Annotated in this window: 14 protein-coding genes; 4 read left to right on the top strand and 10 right to left on the bottom strand. The window is 73.6% G+C overall.

What is annotated here, in order from left to right; genetic code table 11:
* The first annotated feature begins 159 nt into the window (after positions 1-159).
* Positions 160-510: a hypothetical protein gene (locus tag WME83_RS21985; RefSeq protein ID WP_437321245.1), complete on the top strand. Its 351-nt coding sequence runs from the start codon at positions 160-162 to the stop codon at positions 508-510.
* Positions 511-933: 423 nt separating this feature from the next.
* Here the strand turns inward: WME83_RS21985 and WME83_RS21980 are convergent, their stop codons facing one another.
* The 6 genes from WME83_RS21980 to WME83_RS21955 all read right to left on the bottom strand — a co-directional run bounded on the left by WME83_RS21980 (position 934) and on the right by WME83_RS21955 (position 13,507).
* Positions 934-4,689, bottom strand: a complete 3,756-nt coding sequence (locus WME83_RS21980; RefSeq protein WP_437321244.1) for a TIR domain-containing protein — start codon at positions 4,687-4,689, stop codon at positions 934-936.
* Between the two features lie 104 nt (positions 4,690-4,793).
* Positions 4,794-5,834: a hypothetical protein gene (locus WME83_RS21975; RefSeq protein ID WP_437321243.1), complete on the bottom strand. Its 1,041-nt coding sequence runs from the start codon at positions 5,832-5,834 to the stop codon at positions 4,794-4,796.
* Positions 5,835-6,166: 332 nt separating this feature from the next.
* Positions 6,167-6,628 (bottom strand): DoxX family protein, encoded by a 462-nt coding sequence (locus WME83_RS21970; protein ID WP_437321242.1) that lies wholly within the window; start codon positions 6,626-6,628, stop codon positions 6,167-6,169.
* 24 nt (positions 6,629-6,652) lie between these two features.
* Entirely contained in the window at positions 6,653-7,447 is a 795-nt protein-coding gene (locus WME83_RS21965; RefSeq protein WP_437321241.1) for a helix-turn-helix domain-containing protein, read from the bottom strand.
* Between the two features lie 98 nt (positions 7,448-7,545).
* On the bottom strand, positions 7,546-8,133 hold the full coding sequence (locus tag WME83_RS21960) for a Uma2 family endonuclease (RefSeq protein WP_437321240.1): 588 nt from the start codon (positions 8,131-8,133) through the stop codon (positions 7,546-7,548).
* Between the two features lie 169 nt (positions 8,134-8,302).
* Complete coding sequence (locus WME83_RS21955; RefSeq protein WP_437321239.1) at positions 8,303-13,507, bottom strand: pentapeptide repeat-containing protein; 5,205 nt, start codon at positions 13,505-13,507, stop codon at positions 8,303-8,305.
* 162 nt (positions 13,508-13,669) lie between these two features.
* Here WME83_RS21955 and WME83_RS21950 point away from each other — a divergent pair, with 162 nt between their 5' ends.
* Positions 13,670-16,342, top strand: coding sequence for a dynamin family protein (locus WME83_RS21950; RefSeq protein WP_437321238.1), 2,673 nt, complete (start codon positions 13,670-13,672; stop codon positions 16,340-16,342).
* Between the two features lie 172 nt (positions 16,343-16,514).
* On the opposite strand, the gene WME83_RS21945 is transcribed toward WME83_RS21950, so the two are convergent.
* The 3 genes from WME83_RS21945 to WME83_RS21935 form a co-directional block, all read right to left on the bottom strand.
* Entirely contained in the window at positions 16,515-18,071 is a 1,557-nt protein-coding gene (locus WME83_RS21945; protein ID WP_437321237.1) for a protein kinase domain-containing protein, read from the bottom strand.
* Positions 18,072-18,134: 63 nt separating this feature from the next.
* Positions 18,135-19,730, bottom strand: coding sequence for a 3,4-dehydroadipyl-CoA semialdehyde dehydrogenase (locus tag WME83_RS21940; protein ID WP_437321236.1), 1,596 nt, complete (start codon positions 19,728-19,730; stop codon positions 18,135-18,137).
* Positions 19,731-19,891: 161 nt separating this feature from the next.
* Complete coding sequence (locus WME83_RS21935) at positions 19,892-21,382, bottom strand: TolC family protein (RefSeq protein WP_437321235.1); 1,491 nt, start codon at positions 21,380-21,382, stop codon at positions 19,892-19,894.
* A gap of 266 nt (positions 21,383-21,648) precedes the next feature.
* Between WME83_RS21935 and WME83_RS21930 the strand changes: the two genes are divergently transcribed.
* Complete coding sequence (locus WME83_RS21930) at positions 21,649-22,587, top strand: hypothetical protein (RefSeq protein WP_437321234.1); 939 nt, start codon at positions 21,649-21,651, stop codon at positions 22,585-22,587.
* A 10-nt stretch (positions 22,588-22,597) separates the two neighbouring features.
* Here WME83_RS21930 and WME83_RS21925 read toward each other — a convergent pair whose 3' ends face one another.
* A complete protein-coding gene (locus WME83_RS21925) occupies positions 22,598-24,097 on the bottom strand; it encodes a hypothetical protein (RefSeq protein WP_437321233.1) in 1,500 nt (499 codons plus the stop codon).
* A gap of 228 nt (positions 24,098-24,325) precedes the next feature.
* Here WME83_RS21925 and WME83_RS21920 point away from each other — a divergent pair, with 228 nt between their 5' ends.
* Positions 24,326-24,859, top strand: a complete 534-nt coding sequence (locus WME83_RS21920) for a hypothetical protein (protein ID WP_437321232.1) — start codon at positions 24,326-24,328, stop codon at positions 24,857-24,859.
* Positions 24,860-24,898: the final 39 nt, after the last annotated feature.

Here is a 24,898-nt window from a genome sequence, read left to right as displayed (position 1 = left end):
TGGACGAGCCGGAGCTCGCGGCGTTCCTGGCGCGGGTCGACGCGCTCGCGCGGGCGATCGCGGAGGCCGGCGCGGCGCTTCCGCCGCCGACGGCGATGGCCGCGTGGCTGCCCGCGTGGCGCCGCTTCGCGGAGGAGAGCGACGGGGCGCTCCGGGTCGATGCGGCTTTCGGGGACGTTCGAGGGGGCGGTGTTCGAGGTGGAGACGCTGTTCAAGGGGGCTGCGCCGACGGGGACGCGGCTCGCGCTGCGGCTGGATCCGCCGATCGCGGGCGCGGGCAGGCCCAGGAGGGCGGCGGAGCAGCGGTTCGCGGGGGCGATCCTGGAACAGGCTGGGCGCCTCGGGGGCGTAGCGGGCGCGGAGGAGGGGGGCGCGGTGGCGCCGGGGGAGATCGCGGTGGTGATGGCGGGGCCGCTCGCGGATCCGGCGGCGGCGCGGGAGGTGCTGCGGCTCATGCTGGCGCTGGCGCGCGAGAAGCGGGGGGAACGGCGGGGAGGGCCGTGCCGGTGAGGGGCGGCGAGTGGCAGGGCGGGCGGGGGATGGGAGATGGGGGAGGGCTGGTCGGCGGGGCGGGCGGGCATGTCGAGACATGGCCGGCGGCTGATCGGCGGGGCGGGCGGGCATGTCGCGACATGGGTGAGGGCCGGTCGGCGGGGCAGGCGGGCATGTCGCGACACGGGTGAGGGCCGGTCGGCGGGGCAGACGGGCATGTCGCGACATGGGTGAGGGCCGGTCGGCGGGGCAGGCGGGCATGTCGCGACGTGGCCGAGGTGCTGGTTGGCGGGGCAGACGGGCATGTCGCGACACGGGTGAGGGCCGGTCGGCGGGGCAGACGGGCATGTCGCGACATGGGTGAGGGCCGGTCGGCGGGGCAGACGGGCATGTCGCGACATGAAGGCTCGGGGCTGATCGGCCGCGGACGTGGCCGGAAAGCTATGCGGAGCGCCCTCGGAGCGCTTCGATGGCGCGCCGGATGCCGAGGGCCACCTCAGTCCAGGCTTCGTCGCGGTCCTGCCAGAGGGTGACCGGCGTTCCGTCCTTCGGGAGCGCCTGGAGCCTGGCAAACGGCGCGCTGCGCCAGTCGGTCTTCCGGAGGACGACCGGGATGACGCGAGCCTGGCCGGCGTCGTGGCGCGCGAGGGCGCGCTTCATCTCCTTGTCGAAGCAGTAGTCGGAGGCGAGGAAGTCGGCGCTTACGAGGAGCAGGATCACCTCGGCCTCGTCGAGGTTCTTGTCGATCTCTCCAGCCCACTCCGTGCCGGCGCCGATGCGGCGGTCGTGCCAGCTCTGGAGGAGACCCTCGCGTTTGAGGAGGGCGAGATGGGTCTCCAGCTCGTCGCGGAGGGCCTCGTCCTTGTGGGAGTAGCTGAAGAAGAGGTGGATGGGCTTCTTCGTCGATAGATGTTTCTCTTCAGGTACCTTGGCCATGAAGTAGAAATGCCAGAGATTGCCGTTGGCGTCGCCTGCACAGAGAAGCTGCTGCGATACAGTCACGCTGACGAATGGGCTGGTTCCATGCGCTGTATCCAAGCATTCCCCTGTCGAAATATCCCAGACCTTGAGCGTGCGATCGTGTGAGGCGGAGACGATGCGCTGGCCGTCGGAGCTGAGCGCGCAGGCGTTGATCCAACCGGAGTGGCCTTTAAGGGTGGAGAGGAGCCTGCCGGTCGCAAGGTCCCAGACCTTGAGCGTGCTATCGCATGAAGCGGAGACGATGCGCTGGCCATCGGGGCTGACCGCGCAGGCAGCGACCCAACTGGAGTGGCCTTCGAGGGTAGAGAGGAGCCTGCCGGTCGCGAGGTCCCAGACCTTGAGCGTGCTATCGTAGGAGGCGGAGACGATGCGCTGGCCATCGGGGCTGACAGCGCAGCCACTAACCCGATCGGAGTGGCCTTCGAGGGTAGAGAGGAGCCTGCCGGTCGCGAGGTCCCAGACCTTGAGCGTGCTATCGTAGGAGGCGGAGACGATGCGCTGGCCATCGGGGCTGACCGCGCAGGCATTGACCCGATCGGAGTGGCCTTTGAGGGTGGAGAGGAGCCCTCCGGTCGCAAGGTCCCAGACCTTGAGCGTGCGATCGCTGGAGGCGGAGACGATGCGCTGGCCATCAGGGCTGACCGCGCAGCCACTGACCCGATCGGAGTGGCTTTCGAGGGTGGAGAGGAGCCTGCCGGTCGCAAGCTCCCAGACCTTGAGCGTGCGATCGCTGGAGGCGGAGACGATGCGCTGGCCATCGGGGCTGAGCCCGCAGGCAGCGACCCAACCGGAGTGGACGTTGAGGCTGGAGAGGAGCTTGTCGGCCGTAAGGTCCCAGATCTTGAGCGTGCGATCGCTGGAGGCGGAGACGATGCGCTGGCCATCGGGGCTGAGGGCGCAGGCATTGACCCGACCGGAGTGGCCTTCGAGGGTGGAGAGGAGCCTGCCGGTCGCAAGCTCCCAGACCTTGAGCGTGCGATCTCTGGAGGCGGAGACGACGCGCTGGCCGTCGGGGCTGAGGGCGCAGGCATTGACCCGATCGGAGTGGCCTTCGAGGGTGGAGAGGAGCCTGCCGGTCGCAAGGTCCCAGACCTTGAGCGTGCTATCGTAGGAGGCGGAGACGATGCGCTGGCCATCGGGGCTGAGGGCGCAGCCACTGACCCGATCGGAGTGGCCTTCGAGGGTGGAGAGGAGCCTGCCGGTCGCAAGGTCCCAGACCTTGAGCGTGCGATCGTGTGAGGCGGAGACGATGCGCTGGCCATCGGGGCTGACCGCGCAAGCGTTGACCCGATCGGAGTGGCCTTCGAGGATGGAGAAGAGCTCGCCGGTCGCAAGGTCCCAGACCTTGAGCGTGCGATCTCTGGAGGCGGAGACGATGCGCTGGCCATCGGGGCTGACCGCGCAGGCATTGACCCAACCGGAGTGGGCGTCGAGGGTGAAGAGGAGCCTGCCGGTCGCAAGCTCCCAGACCTTGAGCGTACGACCGCTGGAGGCGGAGACGATGCGCTGGCCATCGGGGCTGACCGCGCAGGCATTGACCCGATCGGAGTGGCCTTCGAGGGTGGAGAGGAGCCTGCCGGTCGCGAGGTCCCAGACCTTGAGCGTGCTATCGTAGGAGGCGGAGACGATGCGCTGGCCATCGGGGCTGACCGCGCAGGCATTGACCCGAGCGGAGTGGCCGTGCAGCGTGCGTTCCTCTGCGGTCCACATCCGCACGGGGTGTCGCAGCCGGATCTTCGGCAAGCCGCGCGGGAACTGCAGCGTCTGCGCGATTCGCTCCGCATCCCATCCGGCCGAGCGCAGCCGGTTGTAGACCAGCTCCGGCAGCGCCTTCGGCGCTCCGCGGAGCCAGTGCGACTCGGTCCGCACCGCTCGGTGGAGCAGGTCGATCTCGTCGTCTCCGAGCTCCTTGGCGCCGAGCCGCAGCGCCTCCTCGAGCGCCGCCGGTCCGTCCTCGCGGCAGAGCGCCTCGAGCAGCCCCAGATCCCGGCACAGCCCCCGTACCTTCTCGCGCCCGCCTGCCGCGAGCGCATGCGCGATCGTGTGGCGCGCAGCGTACAGCCTCCGGAAACCGCTCTCCCCCTCCGCCACCGGCCAGCGCGCCGTCGTCTCCAGCAGTCGTCGGTGAAGTTCGGACATGCGCTTCGGCCCGAGCTTCTCCGCGACGAACGCGCGAAACGCCTCGTGGTACGGCCGGTAGGCCCGCGCGCCGCGCCACGACGCCGGCTCCTCCAGGAGCAGCGCCGGCGCCGCGCGAAGGAAGTCCTCGCCGGCCTCCACATCGTTCCACCCCCACGCTGCCTCGATCTCCTCGAGCGGCAGCGCCTCCCGCGCCGCACAGATCAGTCCGAGCCCGTTGGCGACAAGCCCGAACTGCTCGCGCGGCAGGCTCCGGAGCTGATGCCAGATCTGCTCCAGGAACCCGCTCAGCCCTCGCGGCAGGCGCTCCACGCGCCGCTGCTCGACCGGCTGCTCCTCGAGCCATTCCCTGAGCTTCACCGCGTAGAGCAGGTTCCCCTCCGCCCGAGCGACGGCCTCCTCGACGAGCTTCGGGTCGAGCCGCGGCGTGAACCGCGGCGCCTGGTCAGCCCAGAACGCGCGGCAGGCCTGCTCGTTCGAGCTCGCCCACGCGGGCGCGTCGAGATCGACGCGCCGCACGTTCCCGCGGCTCTCCACCCACGCGAGGTGCGGATACTGCGGGCGCGAGGCGCAGAGCGCGTGCACGCGCGGCGGCAGCGCGTAGGGCAAGAAGCCCGGCAGCGGGTTCTGGCCGGCGCCATCGCTCCGCGCCTCGTCGAGGCCGTCGACGACGAGCACCAGGCGCTCTCCGCGGGGCACGAGCTCGCGCTTCGACACCCTGGCGAGGAGCTCGATCAGGCGGCTCTCCGGCCGCGCCGCGGGGTCCTTCTGCGCCGGATAGAGCGTCTCGATCTGCGCCGACAGGGAGCGCACGACCGCCTCGGGTCGATCCCAGTCCATCACGTCGCGCCGAAGGAAGTGGTGCGGCGCCTTGAGGCCGCGCTGCTCTTCCACATCGAGCCATCGCGAGAGGATCGCGCTCTTACCCATGCCGGGCCCGCCCGTGACGAGCACCCAGCGGCCCGACGCCCCCGCGCCGTCGAGGTGGCGATCGATGGCCGCGAGCACGTCCTCTCGACCGAAGAAGTGCTCGTGGCGGCTGCGCTCGATGCCGAAGTCGATGAGGTCTGCCGCCACGGCGCCAGTCTAACAGACGGCGTTCCCGTGCCGACGCATGGGCCTGCTCAAGATGGGGAGGGGGCGCAGCGCGCGGCGCGCCCTCCACCTCGTCGTTCAACCGGTCATCCGTCCGCCCTCTCGGCCGGCGCGCCTCCCGGCGCCTCGGCCGGCGCGCTCTCCGGCGCATCCTCGGCCGCCCCGTTGCTGCCGAGCGCGACCGCCGCGCGCAGCGCGGGCAAGAGCTCGTCGGCCTTGCGCTTGCCGAGCGCGACGGCCGCGAGCACCTGGAGGTGGTCGTAGCGCTCGGCGACGAGCGCCGCGAGCTGGTCGCGCAGGATCGACTCTCCGGTGCGCTTCGGCACCGCGGCGGCGGCGTTGCCTGGGCGCACCTGCTGCACAAGCGCGCCGCCCAGCGTCGCGAGCAGGTCGAGCTTGTCGGCGGGGAACGGGTGCTTTCCGGCGAGCGCGCCGGAGAACTCGGCGAAGAGCCCCGGGAGGGCGACGAAGTCGCGCGCCTTGTCGAGCTTGCCCGAGCCCGCCCGCACGGCCGCGACGCGCTCGCGCGGCAGGAGGCCGAGCAGCGGGTGCGACGCCACCTCGAGGTAGCTCAGCATCAGCTCTCGCCACGGCGCGCCTTCGGCCAGCATCCTGTCGATCTCGCCCGCGCTGAGCGTCGCGACCGGCACGCGCGCCGCGCTGAAGTCGAGCGCCATGACCAGGGCCGGCAGCTCGAAGACCTCCTTGAGCCGCGGCTCGCGCAGCGCGCTCACGGCGGCCGGCAAGTGCGGATCGAGCGCGTCGAGCGCGGCCCGGACGTTCGCGCGCATGAGCAGCGGCTGGCCGGTGAAGACGGGCAGATCCGCCGCCGGCACGCGCTCCGCGAGCGGCCGGAAGTGCGCGAAGGCGCGCTCGGGGGCCTCGTCGGTGAACGCGTCCGCTCGGGCCTCCGCGATGAGCGCCGCCGGATCCACGCCGGACCGATCCCGCTTGCGCGCGCTCCGAGCCTCTTTCTTGCCGGCCTTCGCGTCCTTCTTGCCGGCCTTCGCGTCCTTCTTGCTGGCCTTCGCGCCATCCCGCTTGCTGGCCTTCGCGTCCTTCGCGCCATCGCTCTTGCCGGCCTTCGCGTCCTTCGCGTCAGACTTCTTGTCCTTGTTTCCGCCCATGAATCTCCCTCCGTGTGAGCGCGGTTTGTCCAGCCGGCGACCGTGCCACGGCGCCGGCGACCTGTTCAATCCGAACGCACTGTCCGCGCACCGCAAACGCCGGCGAAATCGTGCCCGCGCTGCGGCCCCGCCGCAGGAGGCGCGACCTGCGTCCTCCGGCCGCAGCGACACGCGCAGCGCTGTCGCGCTCTCAGCGCTGTGTCCCGTTCAGCGGTGGATGTGTATTTTGGCGTACAAACCTGTCTCCTGGGCAACGGGCAATCCGTGGTTGGGCTTGGAGGACCGCGTCCCATCCGGCGGGCAGACCGTTCCTGAAGCGAGGCGACGCGCTCCTACGTCCGCTTCGGCCCACGGCCGCCGATCGCCACGGCGACCGTCGCCGCGAGGAACACGATCTGGATCAGCGTCCGCGGCACGAGCGGCGTCACCGGGCTGCCGCCGAGGGTGAGCCCCGCGCGCGCGGCATGCACGTTGGCAGGGAACATCGCCACGAGCAGGATCGTCAGCCCCGCGGCCGCCCACGGCGCGAGCCTCGGCACGAGGAGCGCCGCCGCGCCGGCGATCTCTAGGACCCCCGTGACGGTCACGAGGAGCTCGGGGTAGGGCAGCGCCGGCGGGACCATGGCCACGAGCTCGGCGCGCCGGCTCCCCCAGTGGGCCGACGCGGTGAGCAGGAACATCGCCGCGAGCGCGTACCGCAGGCACGTCATCCAGCTCGCGAGGTGTCTGACGCCGAGCCGACCGAGGATGAGGAGCAACGCGAACGAGATCGAGAGGACGAGCAGAGGTGCCATGCCCTCACGGTGGCCATCCGCGCCTCACCGGTCTTGAACCAACTGGCTACGGCGTCTCAGGTCCGAGGGGCTCACCCCGAACATGCGGCGGAAGGTCCGGGTCATGTGCGCCGCGTCCGCGAAGCCCGCCGCGCTGGCGGCCTCCGCCAGCGTCGCGCCGCCGGCCATGGCCGCGCCGGCGCGCTCGACCTTGAGCCACAGGAGATAGGGCCGCAGCGGCACGCCGACGCTCTCCGTGAAGGCGTGCATGAACCGCCCGGGCGAGAGGCGCGCGACGCGGGCCAGCGCTTCGAGCGAGGTGTCCGCGCCCCCGGTGGCCGCCCGCAGGTGGCGCAGCACCCGCCGGACCCCCGGGGGCCTCGGCCTCGGCGAGGCCGGCGGGACCGCGATCCCCAGCGCCTCGAGCACGCCGGGCAGCGCCGCCGCGACGTCGGCCTGGCCGGGCGCGGCGACGCGCGACCGCAGCCGGTCCGCCGCCTCGCGGTCCACGACCTCGATCGTCGAGGCGCCGAGCGCCTGGGCGAGCGCATCGCCGACGTCGCTCTCCGGCTCGATGAACACGAGGAGCACGCGCACGCCCGAAGCGTCGATCTCGTGCGCCACGTCCGGGGCCGTGACGACGGCGCCTCCAGGCCGGAATGGGCCCTTGTCGGCCGTCCTGACCTGGAGCTCCCCGTCGAGCGCCAGCACGAGGTGGCAGCAATGGTGGGCGTGGAGCGCGCTCCGCTCGCCAGGGCCCCACGTCGCCAGCACGGAGGGCCAGGGCCGCGCGACGCCGGTGGGGGCGGCGAGGCCGGTCGCTTTCGGCGGGAGGAGCATCGGCCTCTAGATTAGCTCGGCGGGCGGCGCGCCACGCGCGACCACGGCGCGCTGGACAACGAGCGCTCGCGGCCCAGCGGTCGATCGGCTGTGGTGCGTCAATCGCCTTCGAGCTCGAGGTCCTCCCACCAGATGGAGAGCTCGATCTCCACCTCTTCGAACGGCTCGGCGCGCACCCGCTCCGTCGGACCGTGGACGCCGAGCTCGAGCCACCTGCCGTCGACGAGGCGGCTGACCGCGAGCGATCTCGCCTCGGGATCCACGTACCAGAGGTGGCCCACGCCGATCTCGGCGTAGAAGCGTCGCTTGACGATGAGATCGTAAGCACGCGTCCGGGGCGAGAGGACCTCGCAGACCCAGTCCGGCACGACGCGGATGGGCTCCTTCAGGGGCAGGCGAGGCAGCCGCTCGCGCCGCCACCCCGCGACGTCCGGCGAGATCTCCGGAGCACGAGGGAGCTCGACGCCCGGTTCGACCAGGATCCACCAGCCGCCGGGACCGTTGCGCCGCTTCTGGAAGGGGCCGTGGAGGTCGGCGGCGATGCTGGTCTCGAGGCTTCGATGCGGGGCGCGCGGGCGAGGGAAGGCGTAGAGGTCGCCGTCGATGATCTCGCCGCGCATCGTGTCGGGCAGCGCCTCGAGGTCCGCCTTCGTCGCGGGGCGATCCAGCTTTCGGGCAAGGCTCATCGAGGGGCTCCCAGGTCCCACGGAGCTTACCTCACCCGGGACGCCCCGCGCGAACGCGAGAGCGGTGCGGCCAGCCAACAGGCGATGCCCCTGGTCGCCGAGCAAGCCGGCGGCGTACGCGGATCGATCAAGACTGGCCTGGAGCGGCTGATCTCTCGACCACCCGCGCTCAATCCGCGCGCAGCGAAGGCCGCTCCGGGAGCAGCGGCTGGTCGTCCGGGATGCGCAGGCCGGGGATGAGCGCGTCGAGCTCGCCCGGCTCGAAGCGGCAGAGGTTGGCGGCGTGCCAGAAGCCACCCGCGACGTCGCCGCCCAGCTTGTAGCGGCCGTCGGGTCGGAAGGCGACCCAGCCCTCCGGGAGCTTGAGGAGCACGGCGAGGTTCGCGCCGGTGCGGACGTCCCAAACACGAACGGTGCTGTCGATAGAGCTGGAGATTACCGTCTCACCGGCGGGGGTGAAGGCCACGCTGATGAGCGGGCTGGAGTGCCCTCGCAGAACGCGTGCGACCTCGCCGCTCGCCACATCCCACACGCGAATGCTGCTGTCGTGCGACGCCGATGCGAGCAGCCTGCCGTCAGGACTGAACGCGATGCCCATGATCGCATGCGAGTGTCCTCGCAGAATCTGTACGGCTTCGCCGCTTGCTACATCCCACACGCGGATGCTATTGTCATATGATCCGGAGGCGAGCAACTTGTCGTCACGGGTGAAGGCCACGCTCGTGACGGATTGCCGGTGTCCTTCAAGCACGCATGTTTGACTGTCTCCCGTAACTCGCCAGAGCCGGACGGTTTGATCGATCGAGCCGGAGGCCAGCATCGTACCATCAGAGCTGAAAGCCACGCTCTTGACGCCGTCGCCATGACCTGTGAGCACCCTCAACAGGGTGCCAGTCGCGGTGTCCCAGATTCGTACTGTCTTGTGAGCGCAGCCGGAAGCCAGTATCCTGCCGTCAGGACTGAAGTCGATGCAGTATGAATGGCAGAGGTGCTCTTCAAGGCTATTCACCATGCCAGTGGTGAGTCGCCAGAGTTGTACGGCTCCGTTCGACGTGGCAAAAGCCAGCGTCGCGCCGTCAGGGCTGAAGGCCATGCTCGCGCATGCGCCAGCTTCTTTCAAGGAGAGTGGCCTGCTTTGTCCCGACGTGTGCCAGACGTGAATGTCGGAGGCGTGCGAGCTAAAAGCGGCCATCATGCCGTTACGGCTGAGCACCATCTTTGCGAGCGGGCTCGAGTGTGAGCCCAGCGTGCGCAGCGCGCTCCAATTCGATACCTGCCACAGTCGTACCGTGCCGTCGTCGCTGCTGGATGCGAGTATCGAGCCGTCGGAGCTGAAGGCGATGCTTGGCACAGGATGATCGACATGCCCTGTGAACACCTTGCGCCCGCTGGGTACCTCGGATATCTGCACTGTCCCGTCGTCAGAGCTGGCGGCGAGCGTCGCGCCATCAGGGCTGAAGGCCACGCTGTTTACTCGGGATCCGAAGTCAAGAAGCAGCTGCAGCCTCTCCCCCGTGGACGCGTTCCACAGTCGAACGCTGCAGCCCATTGAGCCCGAGGCCAGCAACTCGCCGTCGGGACTTGCTGCCACGCTGAGTACCGGGGTCGAGTGACCTTCCAAGACGCGCAGCGTATCGCCTGTCGAGACGTCCCAGAGCCGGATAGTGGCGTCGCGCGAGCCGGATACGAGCCTCTCACATCGAAGACCGAACGTAACAGCCGTCACTCCGCTCGTATGGCCGTCGAGCGTGCGCAGCTCCCGACATGTCGCCACCTGCCAGATCCGGATGGAGTGGTCCAGTGAACCGGAAGCCAGCGTCTCACCATCGGGATTGAAGGCCACGCACGTCACATGATCCAGATGCCCTTTCAACACACAGATCACGTTGCCCGTCGGTACGTCCCAGAGCCGGACCGTATGATCTTCTGAACCGGAAGCGAGCAGTGTGCCGTCAGGACTGAACGCGACGCTCGTGACCTTGTCGAAATGGCCCTTCAGCACGCGCAGCGCGCTGTGGGTGGCCATGTCCCACAGCGTGATTCCTCCAAGGTTCCCGGAAGCGAGCAGCTCGCCGTCGGGGCTGATCGCCACAGCTCTGCATTGACCTATCTGCAACCATGCTGGCTCAGCTCTCGCCGTCTCCGGCATGGCCGCGCCGAACGTGTCGCACTCTTCAAACACGGCGCCCCGCGCCCCCACCAGCTTCGCCCCGCGCAGCCTCACCGACGCGAGCCTCGCCCCGGTCAGATCCGCGCCCACCATCCGCGCCCGCACCGCCGTCGCACCGGTCAGATCCGCCCCCGAGAGCGCCGCCCCCGAGAGATCCGCCCCGTCGAGCAGCGCCCCCGCCATCAGCGCCCCGCGGAGGTCGGCCCCCACGAGCTTCGCCTCCCGCAGATCCGTCCCCCGCAGGTCGCACCCGCGGAGGTCCTTGCCCGAGAGATCCTGCCCCCGCAGATCCGTCCCCGCGAGGTTCATCCGCTCGCTCACGACGAGCCCCATCCGCGCGTCGATCCGCAGCGCGTTCCCCGCCGCCACCGCGCCGAACGCACCGCCGAGCGCCGCCCGCACCCACGCCGCCGCCGCCTCGCGCCCCGCGAGCGCCCCGAAGAAGTCGGCCATCAGGTCGCTCATCTCCCGCTGCGCGAGCGCCGCCGCCTCGCCGGCGCGCTGCACCTCCTCGGCCGCCTGCCGCGCCACGAGCCACTCGAGCACCGACTGATGGATGAACCGGAAATTCTCCTGGTCGTCCCACACGAGCAGCGTCCCCGATCCGATCTGGTGACGCGTCACGTCCACATCGAGCTCGTGCCGCCCGAGCGCCTGCAGCGCTGCGATGAGCTCCGCCGGCAGCTCGCGGATGCTCACGCTCTGCTCCGTCCGCTGCCACAGCCGCGTCGCGAGCTCCGTCACCGCCCGCCACCGCTGCGCCACCGACAGCCCAGGCTGCGCGCCCCTCGGGTGCGCCCGCTCGTACTCCCAGACGAGCCACCGATCCAGGAGCAGTTGGTACAGCCCCGCCGACGTGATCTCCCCGTCGCCCGCCATCGCTTGGCGGAGCTGCGCCTCCTCGATCTCGGCGATGAACCCCAGCATCCGCGGGTTTGCCGACAGGCCGAGCAGATCCTTGACGTCCGCGAGCTGCCGCATGCGCTCGTCGGCCGCCTCGTCGGTGCCGAGCCGGTTCACGAGGAACCGATGGATCTGCGCCCCGGTGAACGGCAGGAGGCGCGCGAGCCGGTACCCGGGCAAAAGCGCGGCCCGCTCCGCGAGCGCCGACCGGACCTGCTGCTCCGAGATGAAATGCTGGCTCCGGCTCGTGACCACCACCTTCGCCGCCTTGCCCTGCGCCGCCTGGATCAGCGTGTCGAAATGCTCGACCGCGCGGTCGTACGTCACCCGGAACGCGAGCTCGTCGAAGCCGTCGAACAGGAGCGCGATCCGCCCCTCGGCGAGCATGTGCCGGAACGCGGGCAGGTCGATCTTGCCGAGCCCCGCGAGCGCGAGGTGCTGCGCGATGAGCGCGTTCAGGTCGCGCGCCTTCTCCAGCGCCCGCATCTCGATGAGCACCGGCGTCAGCGGGCCGCCCGCCTTGCCCATCCGCCGCGCGAGCTCGTGCAGGAGGAACGTCTTGCCCGTGCCGAAATCGCCGAGCACCAGGACGAACCGGCTGTGCTCCGCGTCGAGCAGCTCGGCGAACGCGTCGAGCGCGCGCTCGTGCAGCACCTCCTCCTGGCCCACCGTGAGCGCGATGCGCTGGTCGACGTAGAGCGCCGGCGGATAGGTGGGGTCGCGCTCGAGCTTCGCGTTCTGCCACGCGAGGTAGCCGCGGAAGTCGATGAGCCCCTGGTACTCGAGGAACCGCACGAGGCGCACGCGGCGCGCGCTCGCGTAACGGACGAGCTCCTCCGGCGCGGGCTCGCCGCCGTAGACCAGCGTGGACACGAGGCCGGGATCCTCGCGCCGGTACGAGGCGTCGATGCCCTCCAGGAACGCGGAGACCGCCTCGGTCGAGATGCCGCTCTCGAGCGCCGCGAGCGGCGCGATGCGGACGATGCCGCCCTCGTTGACCGAGACGCGCAGGTAGACGCCGAAGGGGAGGGGCGCGTCGAACCACTCGATCTTCACGCCCTCGGGCTCGCGGAGCCTGCACACGCGCTCGACCCGCGAGAGGAAGTCGTCGCTGCGCCCCTCGCCCGGCAAGAGGATGTCGTCGTGGTGCTCGGCGTTGCCGCCCCCCGCGCGCGCCGAGAAGCGGCGCAGCCGCCGGCCTCGCCCGGTGTCCTCGGCGCGCTCGGCGCGGGCGGGCTCCAGGGTGCGCCGCAGGAACGCGAAGAGGAACTCCGCCGACGCGCGGCACGCGAACGCGCGGAAGCTGTCGTCCTTGTCGTGGTCGCCGTGATCCGAGACCGCCTTCGCGATGATCGACCGCCGCCCGAGGCGCTCGGCGACATAGCCGATCGCCGCGGCCTCCATCTCGACGCCGAGCACCTTGCGGCCGATCGACTTCAGGCGATCGAACAGCCCGGCGTCCTCCTGCACCGCCTTGCCCGTGGCGATCGGGCCGATGTGCACGCGGAACGGCCGGGCCTCGGGCGGGCCGTCGGGGTAGAGGAGGCGCTCCCGGCGGACCTGCGCCATGCCCGCCTCGGTGAGCTCGAGGCCGCCGTCGCCGATGCGGAGCACGCCCGCCGCCTCCAGCTCGCCGATGCGGTCGGTCCAGCCCGGGCACCGTCGCGCGCGGTCTGGCCAAGCGACGGGCGGCGGGCCGCCCTCGACCTGGCTCGCGTAGAGCGCGTGCCGGAGCCACCACGCCTGCGACGCCCTCGACGGCGGGCGCGCGGCCGCGAGCGGCGTCTGGCGCTCGAACTCGCGCGCGAAGAGCGCGGCGTCCATGTTCCACGTCCGCTCGAGGTTGTACGTCTCGATGTCGTGAAAGAACGCGCCGTCGCCGCCCCCGCCGGGCGCGGCGACGCGCTTGCCCTCGTCGTAGCTGTAGACCCGATCCGCGACGATGACGTCGCCGAGCGACACCTCGCCGCGCCGCCCGGCGCAGATGCCGCACATCGCGAGGCACCCCGGAGCGAGCTCGTCGATGAGCCCCTGCGCCCTCGCCGCCGCGGCGCTCTCGCCCATCCGCCCGGACCACGCGGCGGCGACGCGGAGCGGCGCTCCGCGGTCGTTCGGGAGCTCGCGGACGTAGTACGGAAAGCCGGCCGGATCCCGCGCCTCGCGCCAGCCGTCCCGGCCGGCCTCGCCGAGCGCAAGCACCGCCTCGAGCTCGTCCTGCAGCGCGGTCACGACCAGCGCGTCGACGCGCCCTGCGTCGACGCGCCGTGTGTCGACGCGCCCTCTGGGGATGTCCTGCGACACTTAGTCAGCCTAACAAATATGCGCGCGCGCCATCCGGTGGGTGGAGGCATCGTGCCCCCGCCACGGCGGACGACCCGAGCTTCGCCCGGAAGGCCCCGCTCGAGGCGCGGCCCGGCCGATTTTCTTGGACGACCGCCCGCGCGCAAGGCTTTCATCCGGCCCATGGCGAGGCTCGTCGAGGCGCTGAATCGATTCTTCGGGCGGGTCGAGATCCTCGCGCTCGGCCTCGAGAACGAGCGCAGCGCCGCCGAGGCCGCGCTCGCGAAGGGGATGCCGCTCGATGCCCGCGAGCACGCCCGCACCATCCTCTCCGTCCTGCCCGACTCGGCCGTCGGGCTCGCGCTCTGGGCCGACGCCGCGGAGGACGCGTGGCTCGATCAGGAGGTCGTCACCGCGCTCGCCGACCTCGCGAAGCGCGTGCCCTGGCGCGCCGACGTGTGGCTCCGCCTCGGGCGCGCGGGGCAGCGCGTCGGCTGGGACGGCGCGCGCGACGCGCTCGAGCGCGCCACCGCGGCGCCCGAGGAGCGCGACGCGGCGCGGCTCGCGCTGCTCGACCTCTGCGATCTCGACCTCGCCGCCGGCGACCCGGCCCGCGCGCAGCGCTGGCTCGACCGCATCCCGGCGCCGCTCTCGACCGTGCCCGACCGCGACGCCGCCCTCCGCCGCGCCGAGTGCGCGCTCGCCCACGGCGACCTCGACGGCGCGCGCGCCGCCGCGGCGATCCTGGGCGAGCCGACCGCCATCGAGGGGCGCGCCGCCCTCGTGCTCGCCCGGCTCGCGCTCGCCGAGGCGGGCGCCGCGGCGGGCGCCGCCGCCGCGGCGCTGCCGCCCGCCGACCTGGCGCGGGCGCTCGACCTCGGGCTGCGGGCGCTCGTGCTCGACGTCCCCGGGGCGGCGGAGCTCTGCGCGTCGCTCGTCGCCGCCTCCCGCGACGTGCTCGTCGTCGACCGCGTGCGCCGCGTGGTCCGCGCCGCGGGCGCGCTCGACGAGCCGACCTGGGCCGCCGCGTTCGCCTTCGCCGAGGGGCGGCGCGACGACGCGCGGCAGGCGCTCGCGCGCGGGCTCTCCGCCGGCGATCGCGCGGCCGCGGCGGCGCTGCTCCGCATGGCCGTCGAGACCCGCGACCTCGGCGCGCTCGACGCGCTCGCGGCGCGGGCAGCGGACGTGGACCTGCGCGGCGGCGCGGCGCCGCCGCTCCCGCCAGACCTCTCCCGGCTGCGCGACGCCGCCAGGAGGGCGTCCGAGGGGCAGGGGAGCGAGGCGCTCGACGCGCTCGACGCGGTGACCGGCGAGGGGGCGGCGTGGGCCGACGACATGCGCCGCGCGATCGCGCGCGCGTGGATCCCCGCCGCGGAGGGGGCGGCCGCGCCGCGGGCGGCCGCGTGGGGCGACGTGCTGCGCGAGCTCGCCCGCACGGCCAAGCTCCTCGACCGGCTCGACCTGCTGGCGGCGACCGAGGCCCTCGCGGTGGAGCGGGAGCGCCCGCTGCGCGCCGCCGTGGTCGGCGAGTTCAACGCCGGCAAGAGCACGTTCCTGAACGCGCTGCTCGGCGAGGACGTGGCGCCGACGGGCGTCCTGCCGACGACCGCGACGCTCCACTGGGTCGCCTGGGCGCCCGATCCGTTCGCGCGCATCGTCGTGCGCGGCGGCCAGGACCGCGTCGTGCCGCACGCGGCGCTCAAGGACACGCTGCGCGCGCTCGCCGCGGCCGGGGCGAAGGTGGCGCGCGTCTTCATCTACGCGCCGATCGAGCGGCTCAAGCGCGTCGAGATCCTCGACACGCCCGGCTTCAACGCGCCGGACCCGGACCACATCGCGGAGGCGCGGCGCGCGTTCGACGAGGCGCACGTCGCCATCTGGCTGCTCGACGCGCCCCAGGCGATGAAGGAGTCGGAGCGGCGGGTGCTCTCCGAGATCAGCGCGCTCGGCGTGCCCGTGCAGATCCTCGCGAACAAGGCCGACCGGCTCAAGCCCGACGCGCTGGAGACGGTGCTCGCCCACGTGCGCGACAGCCTCGCGGCGAGCGCCATCACCTCGCTCACGCCGCCGATCGCCTTCTCGGCGCGGCTCTCGCTGAAGGGGCGGCTCGGCGACGAGGCGGCGCTCGCGGCCTCGGGGTGGGCCGAGGTCGAGGCGCTCTTCGCCGAGCAGATCGTCGACGCGAGCGACGCGCTCCGCGAGCGCGCGCTCCGGCGCAAGGCGGGCCGCATCGCGGCCGAGCTCGCGCAGGCGGCCGCGGCGCGCGCGGCGGAGGACCGCGAGGCCGGGCGGAGGGCGCGCGCCGAGGCCGACCGGCTCCGCGCCAGCGCGGCGTACCTGCGCCGCGACCGGCGCACGATCGCCGCGGCGATCGACAAGGCGCTCGAGCCCGCGCGGCGGGAGCTCGCGGCCGATCTGCGGCCGATCGCGGCGCTGCCCGAGGAGCGCAAGCGCGCGGACGCCGGCGTCCGCGCCTACGTGCAGGAGCGGCTCGTCACGCGGCTGAGCTGGCCGCTCTCGGCGGAGATCGCGCGGGCGGCCCGCGCGGGCGTGGAGCCGGGGGCGCGCGCCGCGGGCGGCGTCGAGGAGGCGAGCGCCGCCGCGCCGTCGCCGCGGGCGGCGGCCCACGTGCGCGCGGTCCTGATGGGCATGGTGGCGGTGCACGACGCCCCCGACGAGCTCGCGGCGCGCTCGATCGAGGGCGTGGTCGAGGCCGCGATCGACGCCTTCGCCATGGCGCTGTCGGCCGAGGCGGAGGCGCCCGTGCCGCCGGCGGCCTCGGCGGCGATCGAGCTGCGCGCGCAGGCGCTCCGGGCGGCGTTCGAGGCGCCCGAGGCGCCGCCGGCCGGCGCCTGAGCGCGGCCGGCGCGCGGCCCGATCGGCGCCTGAGCGCGGCCGGCGCGCGGCCCGATCGGCGCCTGAGCGAGGCCGGGCGCGCGGCCCGATCGGCGCCTGAGCGAGGCCGGGCGCGCGGTCGCGCTGCGTCAGCGGCTCGGAGGCGCTGCGTCAGCGGCTCGGAGGCGCTGCGTCAGCGGCTCAGGAAGAACGCGAGGACCCCGAGCGCCAGCCCGATCACGAGCGCCAGCGGCACCACCAGCCGGACCAGCCACAGATCGGTCTGGCGCTGGGGCGGCCGGCGATCCCGGCGGACCGGAGACGGCGTGATCTCGATGATCTGCTCGGCCGCGGGCCGCGACGGAGGCCGCGGCGGCGCCGCGGCGCCGGTCGGCCCGGCGCCGCGCGGCGCCTCGTGCCCGGGGGACGGCGCGCGGGCGCCCGCGCCGGAGAAGAGCGGCGCGAAGTCCTTGCGATCGTGGATCACGAGGTCGCTCGACGGCGGATCGCTCGACGGGCTGCTGAGCCGCGCCTGCGGGAGCGTGCGCGAGAGATCCTCGGACGTCGGCCCGGCGAGCGGGTCGTGCCGCAGGGCGCCGGCGGCCGGCAGCGCCGCGGCGCGCGACGAGATCGCGCTCGACGCCGGCCCCTCCGTGAGCGCGCCCTCGCGGAACATGGCCTTCGCCAGCATCTCGCCCCGCTGCGCGGGCGGCGGCGGGTCGACGTCGCGCAGCGGCGGCGCGGCCGTCATCGTGCTCCGGATCGACACCGGCATCGCCGACTCCATGGTCGGCGCGTCCTCGAGCGCGCTCGCCGTGGCGGCCGGGAGCAGCGCGTCGGACAGGTGGGGCAGGAGCCGCTCGAGCTCCTCGCGCAGCTCGCGCGCGCTCTGCTGGCGCTGGGCCGGCATCTTCGCGAGCGCCGTGAGGATGATCGCCTCCAGCGCGGGGTGGATCTGCGGCAGGAACAGGCTCGGCGGGGGCGGCCGCTTGCGGATGTGATCCATGGCCACCTCCCACACGACCGACGTGGGCGGGAAGGGGAGGCGGCCCGTGACGAGCAGGAACAGCAGGATCCCGCACGCGTACACGTCGCTGCGCCCGTCGATGGCGTCGCCCCGGCACTGCTCCGGAGACATGTACGCCGGCGTGCCGACGACCACGCCGACCGTGGTGACCGAGCCCCAGACGCTGATCGGCGCGCTGTTCGGCCCGTCGTCGCCGGCCCTCGTGCCGCCCTCGACCATCTTCGCGATCCCGAAGTCGAGCACCTTCACGCGCTCGACCGACGGATCCGCCGGATCCCTCAGGATCATCACGTTCTCGGGCTTGAGGTCGCGGTGCACGATGCCCCGCGCGTGCGCGGCGTCGAGGGCGTCGGCGATGCCGATCATGATCCGCGCGGCGCGGGCCTCCGAGAGGCGGCGCTCGGCGAGCAGGAGCTCGAAGAGGTCCTGCCCCGAGACGAGCTCCATCACGATGTACGGCAGGTGCCCTTCCACCCCGGAGTCGAGGATCTGCACCGTGTTCGGGTGGTGGAGGCGCGACGCCGCCTTCGCCTCGCGGTAGAAGCGGGTCACGAAGGTCTCGTCGCCGAGGAGCTGCGGGTGCATGATCTTGATGGCGACGTCGCGCGGCTCCGCGTCCTGGACGCCGCGGTAGACCGCCGCCATCGCGCCCTCGCCGATGAACCCGGTGACGAGGAAGCGCCCCGCGATCGTTCGGCCGATGAGTTCCGGGCCCGCGCTCATGTGCGAGACTTCACCATAGGGTCCTCTGCGTCCTTCTAGAAGGGCTACCCCGGCGGTTGCACGTTACGGCTTCGCGGGGGCAGGCGCGGGCCGGAGCTCGCCCTTCGTCCCGAGGATCGCCTCGAGGATCGGCCGCGACCCCTGCACCGCGGTGCGCTGCGAGTAGAGGTGCAGCCCGCGCAGGCCGCCGAGCTCCTCGCCGCCGCCGGCACGGCCCGGGCCGCCGTGGATCGTCTGCGGGAGGACGGTGCCGGGGCCGGGCGCCTGGTCGGCGATCCGCTCGCTGCCGAGCAGGACGCGGCCGTGGTACGGCGCGACGCCGAGCAGCACCTCCGCCGCGAAGCCGCGGTCGTCGCTGTAGACCGAGCAGACGAGGCTCCCGTGGCCCCGGCGCAGCAGGGCGACCGCGTGCGCCGCGCCGCCGTCGTAGGGGAAGAGCGTCGCCACCGGGCCGAAGACCTCGTGCTCGTGCGCGGCGGGCGCGCCGTCCGGGCCGCTGGCGACGAGCAGCGTCGGCGGTACGAAGTACCCCTTTCCCTCGGGCACGCCGATCTTCTCGAACGGCCCGTCGCCGCCGAGCGCCACCTCCGCCCCCGCCGCGAGCCGCTCGATGCCGGCGCGCACGCCGCGGAGCTGATCGGCCGTGGTGAGCGGACCCACGGTGACGCCGTCCTGCGCGGGATCGCCGACGCGCGCGTCGCGGAGGCGGTCGACGAGGTCGCCGCGCACCGTGGCGATGACGGAGGCGGGCACGAAGATGCGCCGGATCGCCGTGCACTTCTGGCCGGCCTTCTGGGTCATGTCGCGCACGACGTCGCGGAGGAACATCGCGTAGGTCTCGGAGCCGGGGTCGACGTCGGGGCCGAGGACCGCGCCGTTCAGGCTGTCGGCCTCCACGTTCACGCGGACGCTCTCCCGCGCGAGGTTCGGCAGGAGCCGGAGCGCCGCGCCGGTGGCGCTCGATCCGGTGAACGCGAGGACGTCCTCGCCGCCGAGCTGCGCGAGGAGGTCGCCCGGCGGGCCCGCGACGAAGGAGAGGGCGCCGCGCGGCAGCGGGGCGCGCTCGGTGAAGATCTTCATCAGCCGGAACGCGACGAGGGCCGTGCTCGTCGCGGGCTTCGTGATGACGGGCATGCCCGCGAGGAGCGCGCAGGCGGCCTTCTCCGCGAGCCCCCACGCGGGGAAGTTGAAGGCGTTGATGTGCACCGCGACGCCGGGGCGCGGCACGAGGATGTGCTGGCCGAAGAACCGCGGCGAGCGCCCGAGCTGCGCGCCCTCGCCGTCCGCGAGCAGCCGCGCGTCGCCGAGCTGGGCGCCGAGGTCGGCGTAGTAGGCGAGCGTCCCGATCGCGCCGTCGACGTCGAACTTGGCGTCGCTGCGGGTGTTGCCGCCGTTCTGGATGGCGACGTCGATGAGCGCGTCGCGGTGCGCGTGCGCGGCGCGCGACATGGCGCGGAGCAGCTCGCCGCGCTCGGCGAACGTGAGCGCGCGCAGGGAGGGCCCGCCCACCGTCCGGGCGAACGCCACCGCGGCGGCGAGGTCGAGCCCGTCCGTGCTCGTCTCGGCGAGCGGCTCCTCGGTCGCGGGGTTGACGAGCGGGTGCGGCGATCCCTGACCGGCGATCCACTGACCTTCGACGTAGCTCTCGAGCCGCTCCATGGGGCGCGTAGCCTACTCGCGCGGTCGCTCGGCACAACCCCCACCCGGGGCGGCGCGCCGCATCGTCCGCCGCGCTGGTGACGCGCGCGACGCGCGCGACGCGGCGCGCATCACCTCGGTCCGCTGCATTCCTCTCCGCGCGCGGTCCTTGGCACGAACGGTCACTTGCACGAAGCGGACGCGAGCAGCGCCGAGATCTTCGCCTTCACCACCTCGAACTCCCGCACCGCGAGGTCGATCTCGGCCTGGCGCTGCCTGCGGCTGGACTCGACGAGGTCGAAGCTCGTCACGGTGCCGGCCTCGTACGCGACCTGCGTGAGGCGCGCGGTCTCGCGCGCGAGGTCGCGCGACTGCTCGGCGACCGCGCGCGCCTGCTCGGCGACCTCGACGCTCCGGACCGCCTGCGTCGACTCGAGCTCGGCCGAGCGCTCCACCGCGCCGAGGCGGGCCCGCTGCTGCTCCACGGCCGCCCGGTTGATCCGGAGATCGCCGTAGCGCGCCCCGCCGTCCCAGATGGGCACGGTGAGCACCGCGCGGATCGACCACGACCAGCCGGACCGCGTGGCGTCGCCGGCGTCGCCGACGCCGCCGACGCCGCCGACGCCGCCGACGGCGGTGCCGCCGAAGTAGGTCTCGGCCCCCAGCGTGCTCGACACCTCGGCATACGGAGCGAACGCGAGCTTCGCGTCGGTGAGGCCGCGCTCGGCGAGCTCCAGCTCGGCGCGCGCGGCGCGGACGTCGGCGCGCTGATCCGTCCGCGTCTGGGTGCACTGGGACCCGAGCTCCGTCGCGATCCCGTTGAGCGAGAACTCCTGCGGCACGCCGACCTCGCCCTTCAGGCCGAGCGCGGCCCCGAGCGCCTCGCGCGCCCTGCGCAGCGACTCGTCGCCGGACACGAGCGTCGCGCGGGCGAGCGCGACGTCCTGCTCCGCGCGGACGACGTCGAGCTTGGTGCCGGTGCCGAGGCGCTCCCGCCGCCGCGTGAGCTCGAGCAGCTCGAGCGCGCTGCGCAGCCCGACGCGGTTGACCTCGCTGAGCCGCTCGGTCGTGACGATGGAGACGACGGCGTCCGCGACCGCGACGAGCGTGAAGCGGCGCCGGTCCTCGAGGCTCAGCTTGGCGACCTCGACCGCGAGGTCGGCGGTGCCGATGCCGTACCAGGCGCGCGGCGCGAGGATGGGCTGCCGGAGCGTGATCGACGCCGCCGCCCGCGTCGGCGCGTCCGCGCCCCCGGGCGCCAGGAGGCGGCTCAGCTCGCCGCTCGCGTCGAGGTTCGGCAGCGCCTGGGCGAGCGCCCGCCGCGCGCTCCCCTCGGCCCGGGCGACCTCCTGCACGGCGACGACGAGATCGACCGACCGCTGCTCGATGATCGCGCGCGCCTCGTTCCAGCTCGCGAGCGTGCGCGCCGCCGGCGGGACGGGCGCGAGCGCGGGGTCGTTCACCTCGATGCGCTGCGGCGTCACCGCGGGCGCCGGGGCTGCGGCCGGGGGGGGCGCGGCGGCGCCCGCGGGGGCCTGCTGGCCCGGCCGCCCCTGAGGCAGCTGGCCCGGTCGCGCCGGCGGCGGCGCCGGCTGCGCGAGGGCGACTCCTTGATGCAGGGCGAGGGAAGCGAGGGTGAGGACAGCGACCATGCGGAGCCGGCGACGGGGCATGCGCGACTCGATGCGCCGTCCGGCGCGCGACGACAAGCCCGAAGCGGACAGGCGCGCGGTCTCGGCCTGCGCGCGTGTGCGAAACCGTGGGCGCCCGGCCGCGCGGCGGCCCAAGGCATGGCGGCGGAGCGCGGATGCGCCACTATTCTGGATCACCGATGCCAAGCCGGTTGCCCCCGAACGACATCTGCCTCGGCTGCGGAAAGCGACGGCGATGCGGCGCCGCCGACCCCTGCGCCCGCTGCGGCGAGCCCCCCCATCGCGCCGTGTGGCGACGCTCCGAGAAGCGCGGCGCGTCGCCGCGGATCGAGCTGTTCCTGAGCGCGATCACGAGCGGCCTCTTGCTCGCGTACTCGGCGCTCTACGCGCTGCTCCTGACCGGCCTCGCAGAGTCGGCGGACAGCTCCCTCGCCTCCGCGGCGCTCCTGGCCGCGATCCTGTGGCTCGGCGCGAGGCTCGCGCGGTGGATCGTGCGCTCGCTCTTCGAGCTCTGGGGCACCACGTGGTCGTACTGCTCCGCCGACGGCGCCCGCTGGGGCACCGTGAGCACGCTCTTCGGGTGGTACGGCGCCGGCGAGGGCGTGAGCCTGACGGAGTTCCGCCCGACGAGCGCCGGCTCGACGCTCTTCTGCTCCTCGGACGCGATCGACGCGGGGCTCCCGGTCGTGGCCGCGAACCTCTCGCGCCTCGTCGGGGCGCAGGGCCACGAGGCGTTCTCGCCGTTCGAGGTGCTGATGCTCAGCGCCTTCACGGGCCTCGTCGCGCGCGGCGAGGCGGTCATCAGCCGGGCCACGGCGGTGCGCTGGCGCAAGGACTGGCTCGGCGCCGCGCGGCGCGGCGCGCCCCACGCGATCTTCACGATCGAGCGCGCCGGCGATCGCGAGGAGGGCAGCGCGATCGAGCGCGAGATCCTCTCGGCCATGCAGGCCAAGGCGGACGGCCTCGCGTCGGCCGCGGAGCCCCCGCCGCCCGGGGGCTACCGCGACGCCGCGTGGCGGCCGCCCCCCGTGCGGCTCTGCATCGACGAGGTGCTGCGCCCGCGCGCGCTCGCGCTGGCGGCGCGGGCGCTGCGCAAGGAGCCGCGCGGCGGCGCGCCGGTCGCGGTCGCCGCGGCGCTCGACGAGTTCGGCAGGCGCGACCCCGCCCGGATGAGCCACCTCCGCGTGCTCCTCGCCGAGCACCGCCGCCGCGTGCTGTCGGCGTGAGCCGCGGCGCTCAGTGCCACACGCCGATGCCGGCGCTCACGCTCTCGTAGCGAGGCGCGACGTCCATGGACGCCTGCAGCGTGTAGGCGGCCTCGGAGATCAGCCCCCAGAAGGTCGTCGTCAGCACGCGGATGTCCGCGCCGAAGGTGAAGTGCTGCCGCCCCACGCTCCCGCGCCCCAGGCGGTTGGAGCGGTTCGGCTCGTAGTAGCTCCCGAACCGCGTGTGCACGCGGCCCGGGATCGGCTCCGTCTCGATCCCGAACCGCGGCGAGAAGCTCACGTGCGCGCCCGACGCGCCCACCGCCGAGTCGTCGTCGGCCCTCTCCGGCAGGTTCTGCGCCAGAAAATGCTCGAGGCTCACCCCGCTCGCGACCGCGCCCGTGACGAGGAGCTCCGCGGTGATGAGCAGGTGCTCGCGCGGCCAGTTCCAGTAGCGGGCGCGCCGCTCCTTCTCGAGCAGGTCCGGCCCGGCGGCGAGCTCGCGCTCGTCGGCCTCGCGCTCGCGCGCGCCCTCCAGCGCGAAGATCCGCGCCCGCCGGGCGCGCTCCTCCGGGTCCGCGATCCCGGCGAGCTCGCGCTCCCGCCGCGCCTCCCGCTCGGCCCGCCTGCGCGCGATCGCCTCGCGGAGCTCCCGCTCCTGCTCGCGCGGGTTGATCCACGCCGGGTTCAGGGGGCGCGGCCCCACCTGCACGGCGAGCCCGAGCTCGAGCTCCCAGGGGAGGACGACCTCGTTCGGCAGGATCAGCCCGCCGGCGCGGCGGACCTTCCCGTCCGTGACCACCCCCTCGCCGAGCAGCCGGCCCCCGTTCACCGGGAAGCGGAACGTCGCGCCGACCCGGTAGGAGGCCCAGTCAGGGCGGACGAGCACCCCGAGCTCCGGGGAGATGCCCGCGATGGTGAGGTTGGTCTGCTCCGCGCCGAGGCCGAGCGTCACGGCGCGGGCGCCGGCGCCCAGCACGACCGCGTCGCCGAGCAGGCGGGCTCCGCCGAGGAAGTGGTACTTGCCGGTCACGACCGTGGTCTCGGCGCCGCGGTCGTCCACGAGCGAGTACCGCTGCAGCTCGGCGTTGACCCCGAGGCCGAAATCGCCCGCCTGGAGCTGGCCGCCGAGGGTCAGGTACACGAAGTTCGAGTAGTCGAGGTCGAGGTCGCCGCTGTTGTCGAAGTCGTTGTTGTCGAAATCGTTGTCCCCGAAGAGCTCGATGGGCAGCGAGATCGACGCGGCGACGTCCCACTCGAGCCATTTCACGCTGAAGGGCTCCCGGACGGCGGGCGCGGCGGCGTTGGCCACCATGCCGGCGATCCCCTCGGCGTAGGCGGCGTACGCGCCGGCGATCCCGGTCACGCGCAGCGGCGCCAGGATCGGCCCCTGGAAGAGGTCGATGGTGTACGCGTTGTCCTGGATCGGCTGGGCCGGCGCGGCCCGCGGCGGGCCGAGGACGAGGGCCAGCGCGGCGAGCGCCGCGGCGGGGCGGCGGGCGGCGCGGCGCGGCGCGGTCGTCTCGGTCACCTCGCGCTGCTCCTCCCGTCCAACAGCATCTCGTCGCGCCCGCGGCGAGGTGATAGCACTGGCCCGCACGGAAGGGACCGCGGAAGCGGAGCCCGACCCGCGGTGGCCGGGCCCGGCGACAAGGCTCCCCGGCCAGCGAACCACAACGAATTGAGACGAGGAGCGGCCGCCGGCCATCGCCGCGCCGGCGCCCGCGCCCCCCATCCCGCCCAAGGAATCGCTGCTCTCATGCCCGCCCAAGCTCCCGCGCCCATCGCCCCCGCCCCGGCCGCGCCAGGGACCGAGGCGCGATCGCCCGGCGGGCGGCGGCGCCCCGGCGGGCCTCGCGCCCGCGGCCGGCGCGTCGCCCTGGTCGCCTACTACAGCTTCGCCGCGCTCATCATCGTCTCGTGCACCCTCCAGGTGATCCGGCAGGTCTTCTTCCTGCCGGCCGCGCCGTCGCCCTACGGGAGCTGCGAGGAGGGCCTCCTGGCGCTCGTCCGGGCCGTCGAGCGGGCCAGGGAGGCCGCCCCGGGGACCGACGGGGAGGACGCCGCCCTCGCCCGGTTCCGGAGCACGCTCGCCCCGGCGTGGACCTACCGGGACGGAGTCGCCGCCTCGTGCCGGGGCTCCGCCGAGAACGAGCGCGCTCTCGACGCCATCGAGCGGCTCCGCTATGCGGAGGAGCACGCAGCGCGGCGCGAGGCAGGCGATCTGGCTCCGCTACGGCGCCGGGTCCGGGCGATCGTCGATGGCCAGCTTGGGCCCGTGTCCCCGAGATAATACCCCGACGCGGCGATCACGCAGGACGATATGACCGAC

Origin of the sequence: Sorangium sp. So ce385 (genome assembly GCF_051474135.1) — a bacterium.
Taxonomy (GTDB): Bacteria; Myxococcota_A; Polyangia; order Polyangiales; family Polyangiaceae; genus Sorangium; species Sorangium cellulosum_D.
This window is presented reverse-complemented; position numbering and strand designations above follow the sequence as displayed.

Excerpts from the sequence above, each read along its gene's own strand:
- WME83_RS21985 (WP_437321245.1), top strand. The coding sequence starts at position 160 with ATGCGGCTTTCGGGGACGTTCGAGGGGGCGGTGTTCGAGGTGGAGACG.
- WME83_RS21975 (WP_437321243.1), bottom strand. The coding sequence starts at position 5,834 with ATGGGCGGAAACAAGGACAAGAAGTCTGACGCGAAGGACGCGAAGGCC.
- WME83_RS21970 (WP_437321242.1), bottom strand. The coding sequence starts at position 6,628 with ATGGCACCTCTGCTCGTCCTCTCGATCTCGTTCGCGTTGCTCCTCATC.
- WME83_RS21965 (WP_437321241.1), bottom strand. The coding sequence starts at position 7,447 with ATGCTCCTCCCGCCGAAAGCGACCGGCCTCGCCGCCCCCACCGGCGTC.
- WME83_RS21960 (WP_437321240.1), bottom strand. The coding sequence starts at position 8,133 with ATGAGCCTTGCCCGAAAGCTGGATCGCCCCGCGACGAAGGCGGACCTC.
- WME83_RS21950 (WP_437321238.1), top strand. The coding sequence starts at position 13,670 with ATGGCGAGGCTCGTCGAGGCGCTGAATCGATTCTTCGGGCGGGTCGAG.
- WME83_RS21945 (WP_437321237.1), bottom strand. The coding sequence starts at position 18,071 with ATGAGCGCGGGCCCGGAACTCATCGGCCGAACGATCGCGGGGCGCTTC.
- WME83_RS21940 (WP_437321236.1), bottom strand. The coding sequence starts at position 19,730 with ATGGAGCGGCTCGAGAGCTACGTCGAAGGTCAGTGGATCGCCGGTCAG.
- WME83_RS21935 (WP_437321235.1), bottom strand. The coding sequence starts at position 21,382 with ATGCCCCGTCGCCGGCTCCGCATGGTCGCTGTCCTCACCCTCGCTTCC.
- WME83_RS21920 (WP_437321232.1), top strand. The coding sequence starts at position 24,326 with ATGCCCGCCCAAGCTCCCGCGCCCATCGCCCCCGCCCCGGCCGCGCCA.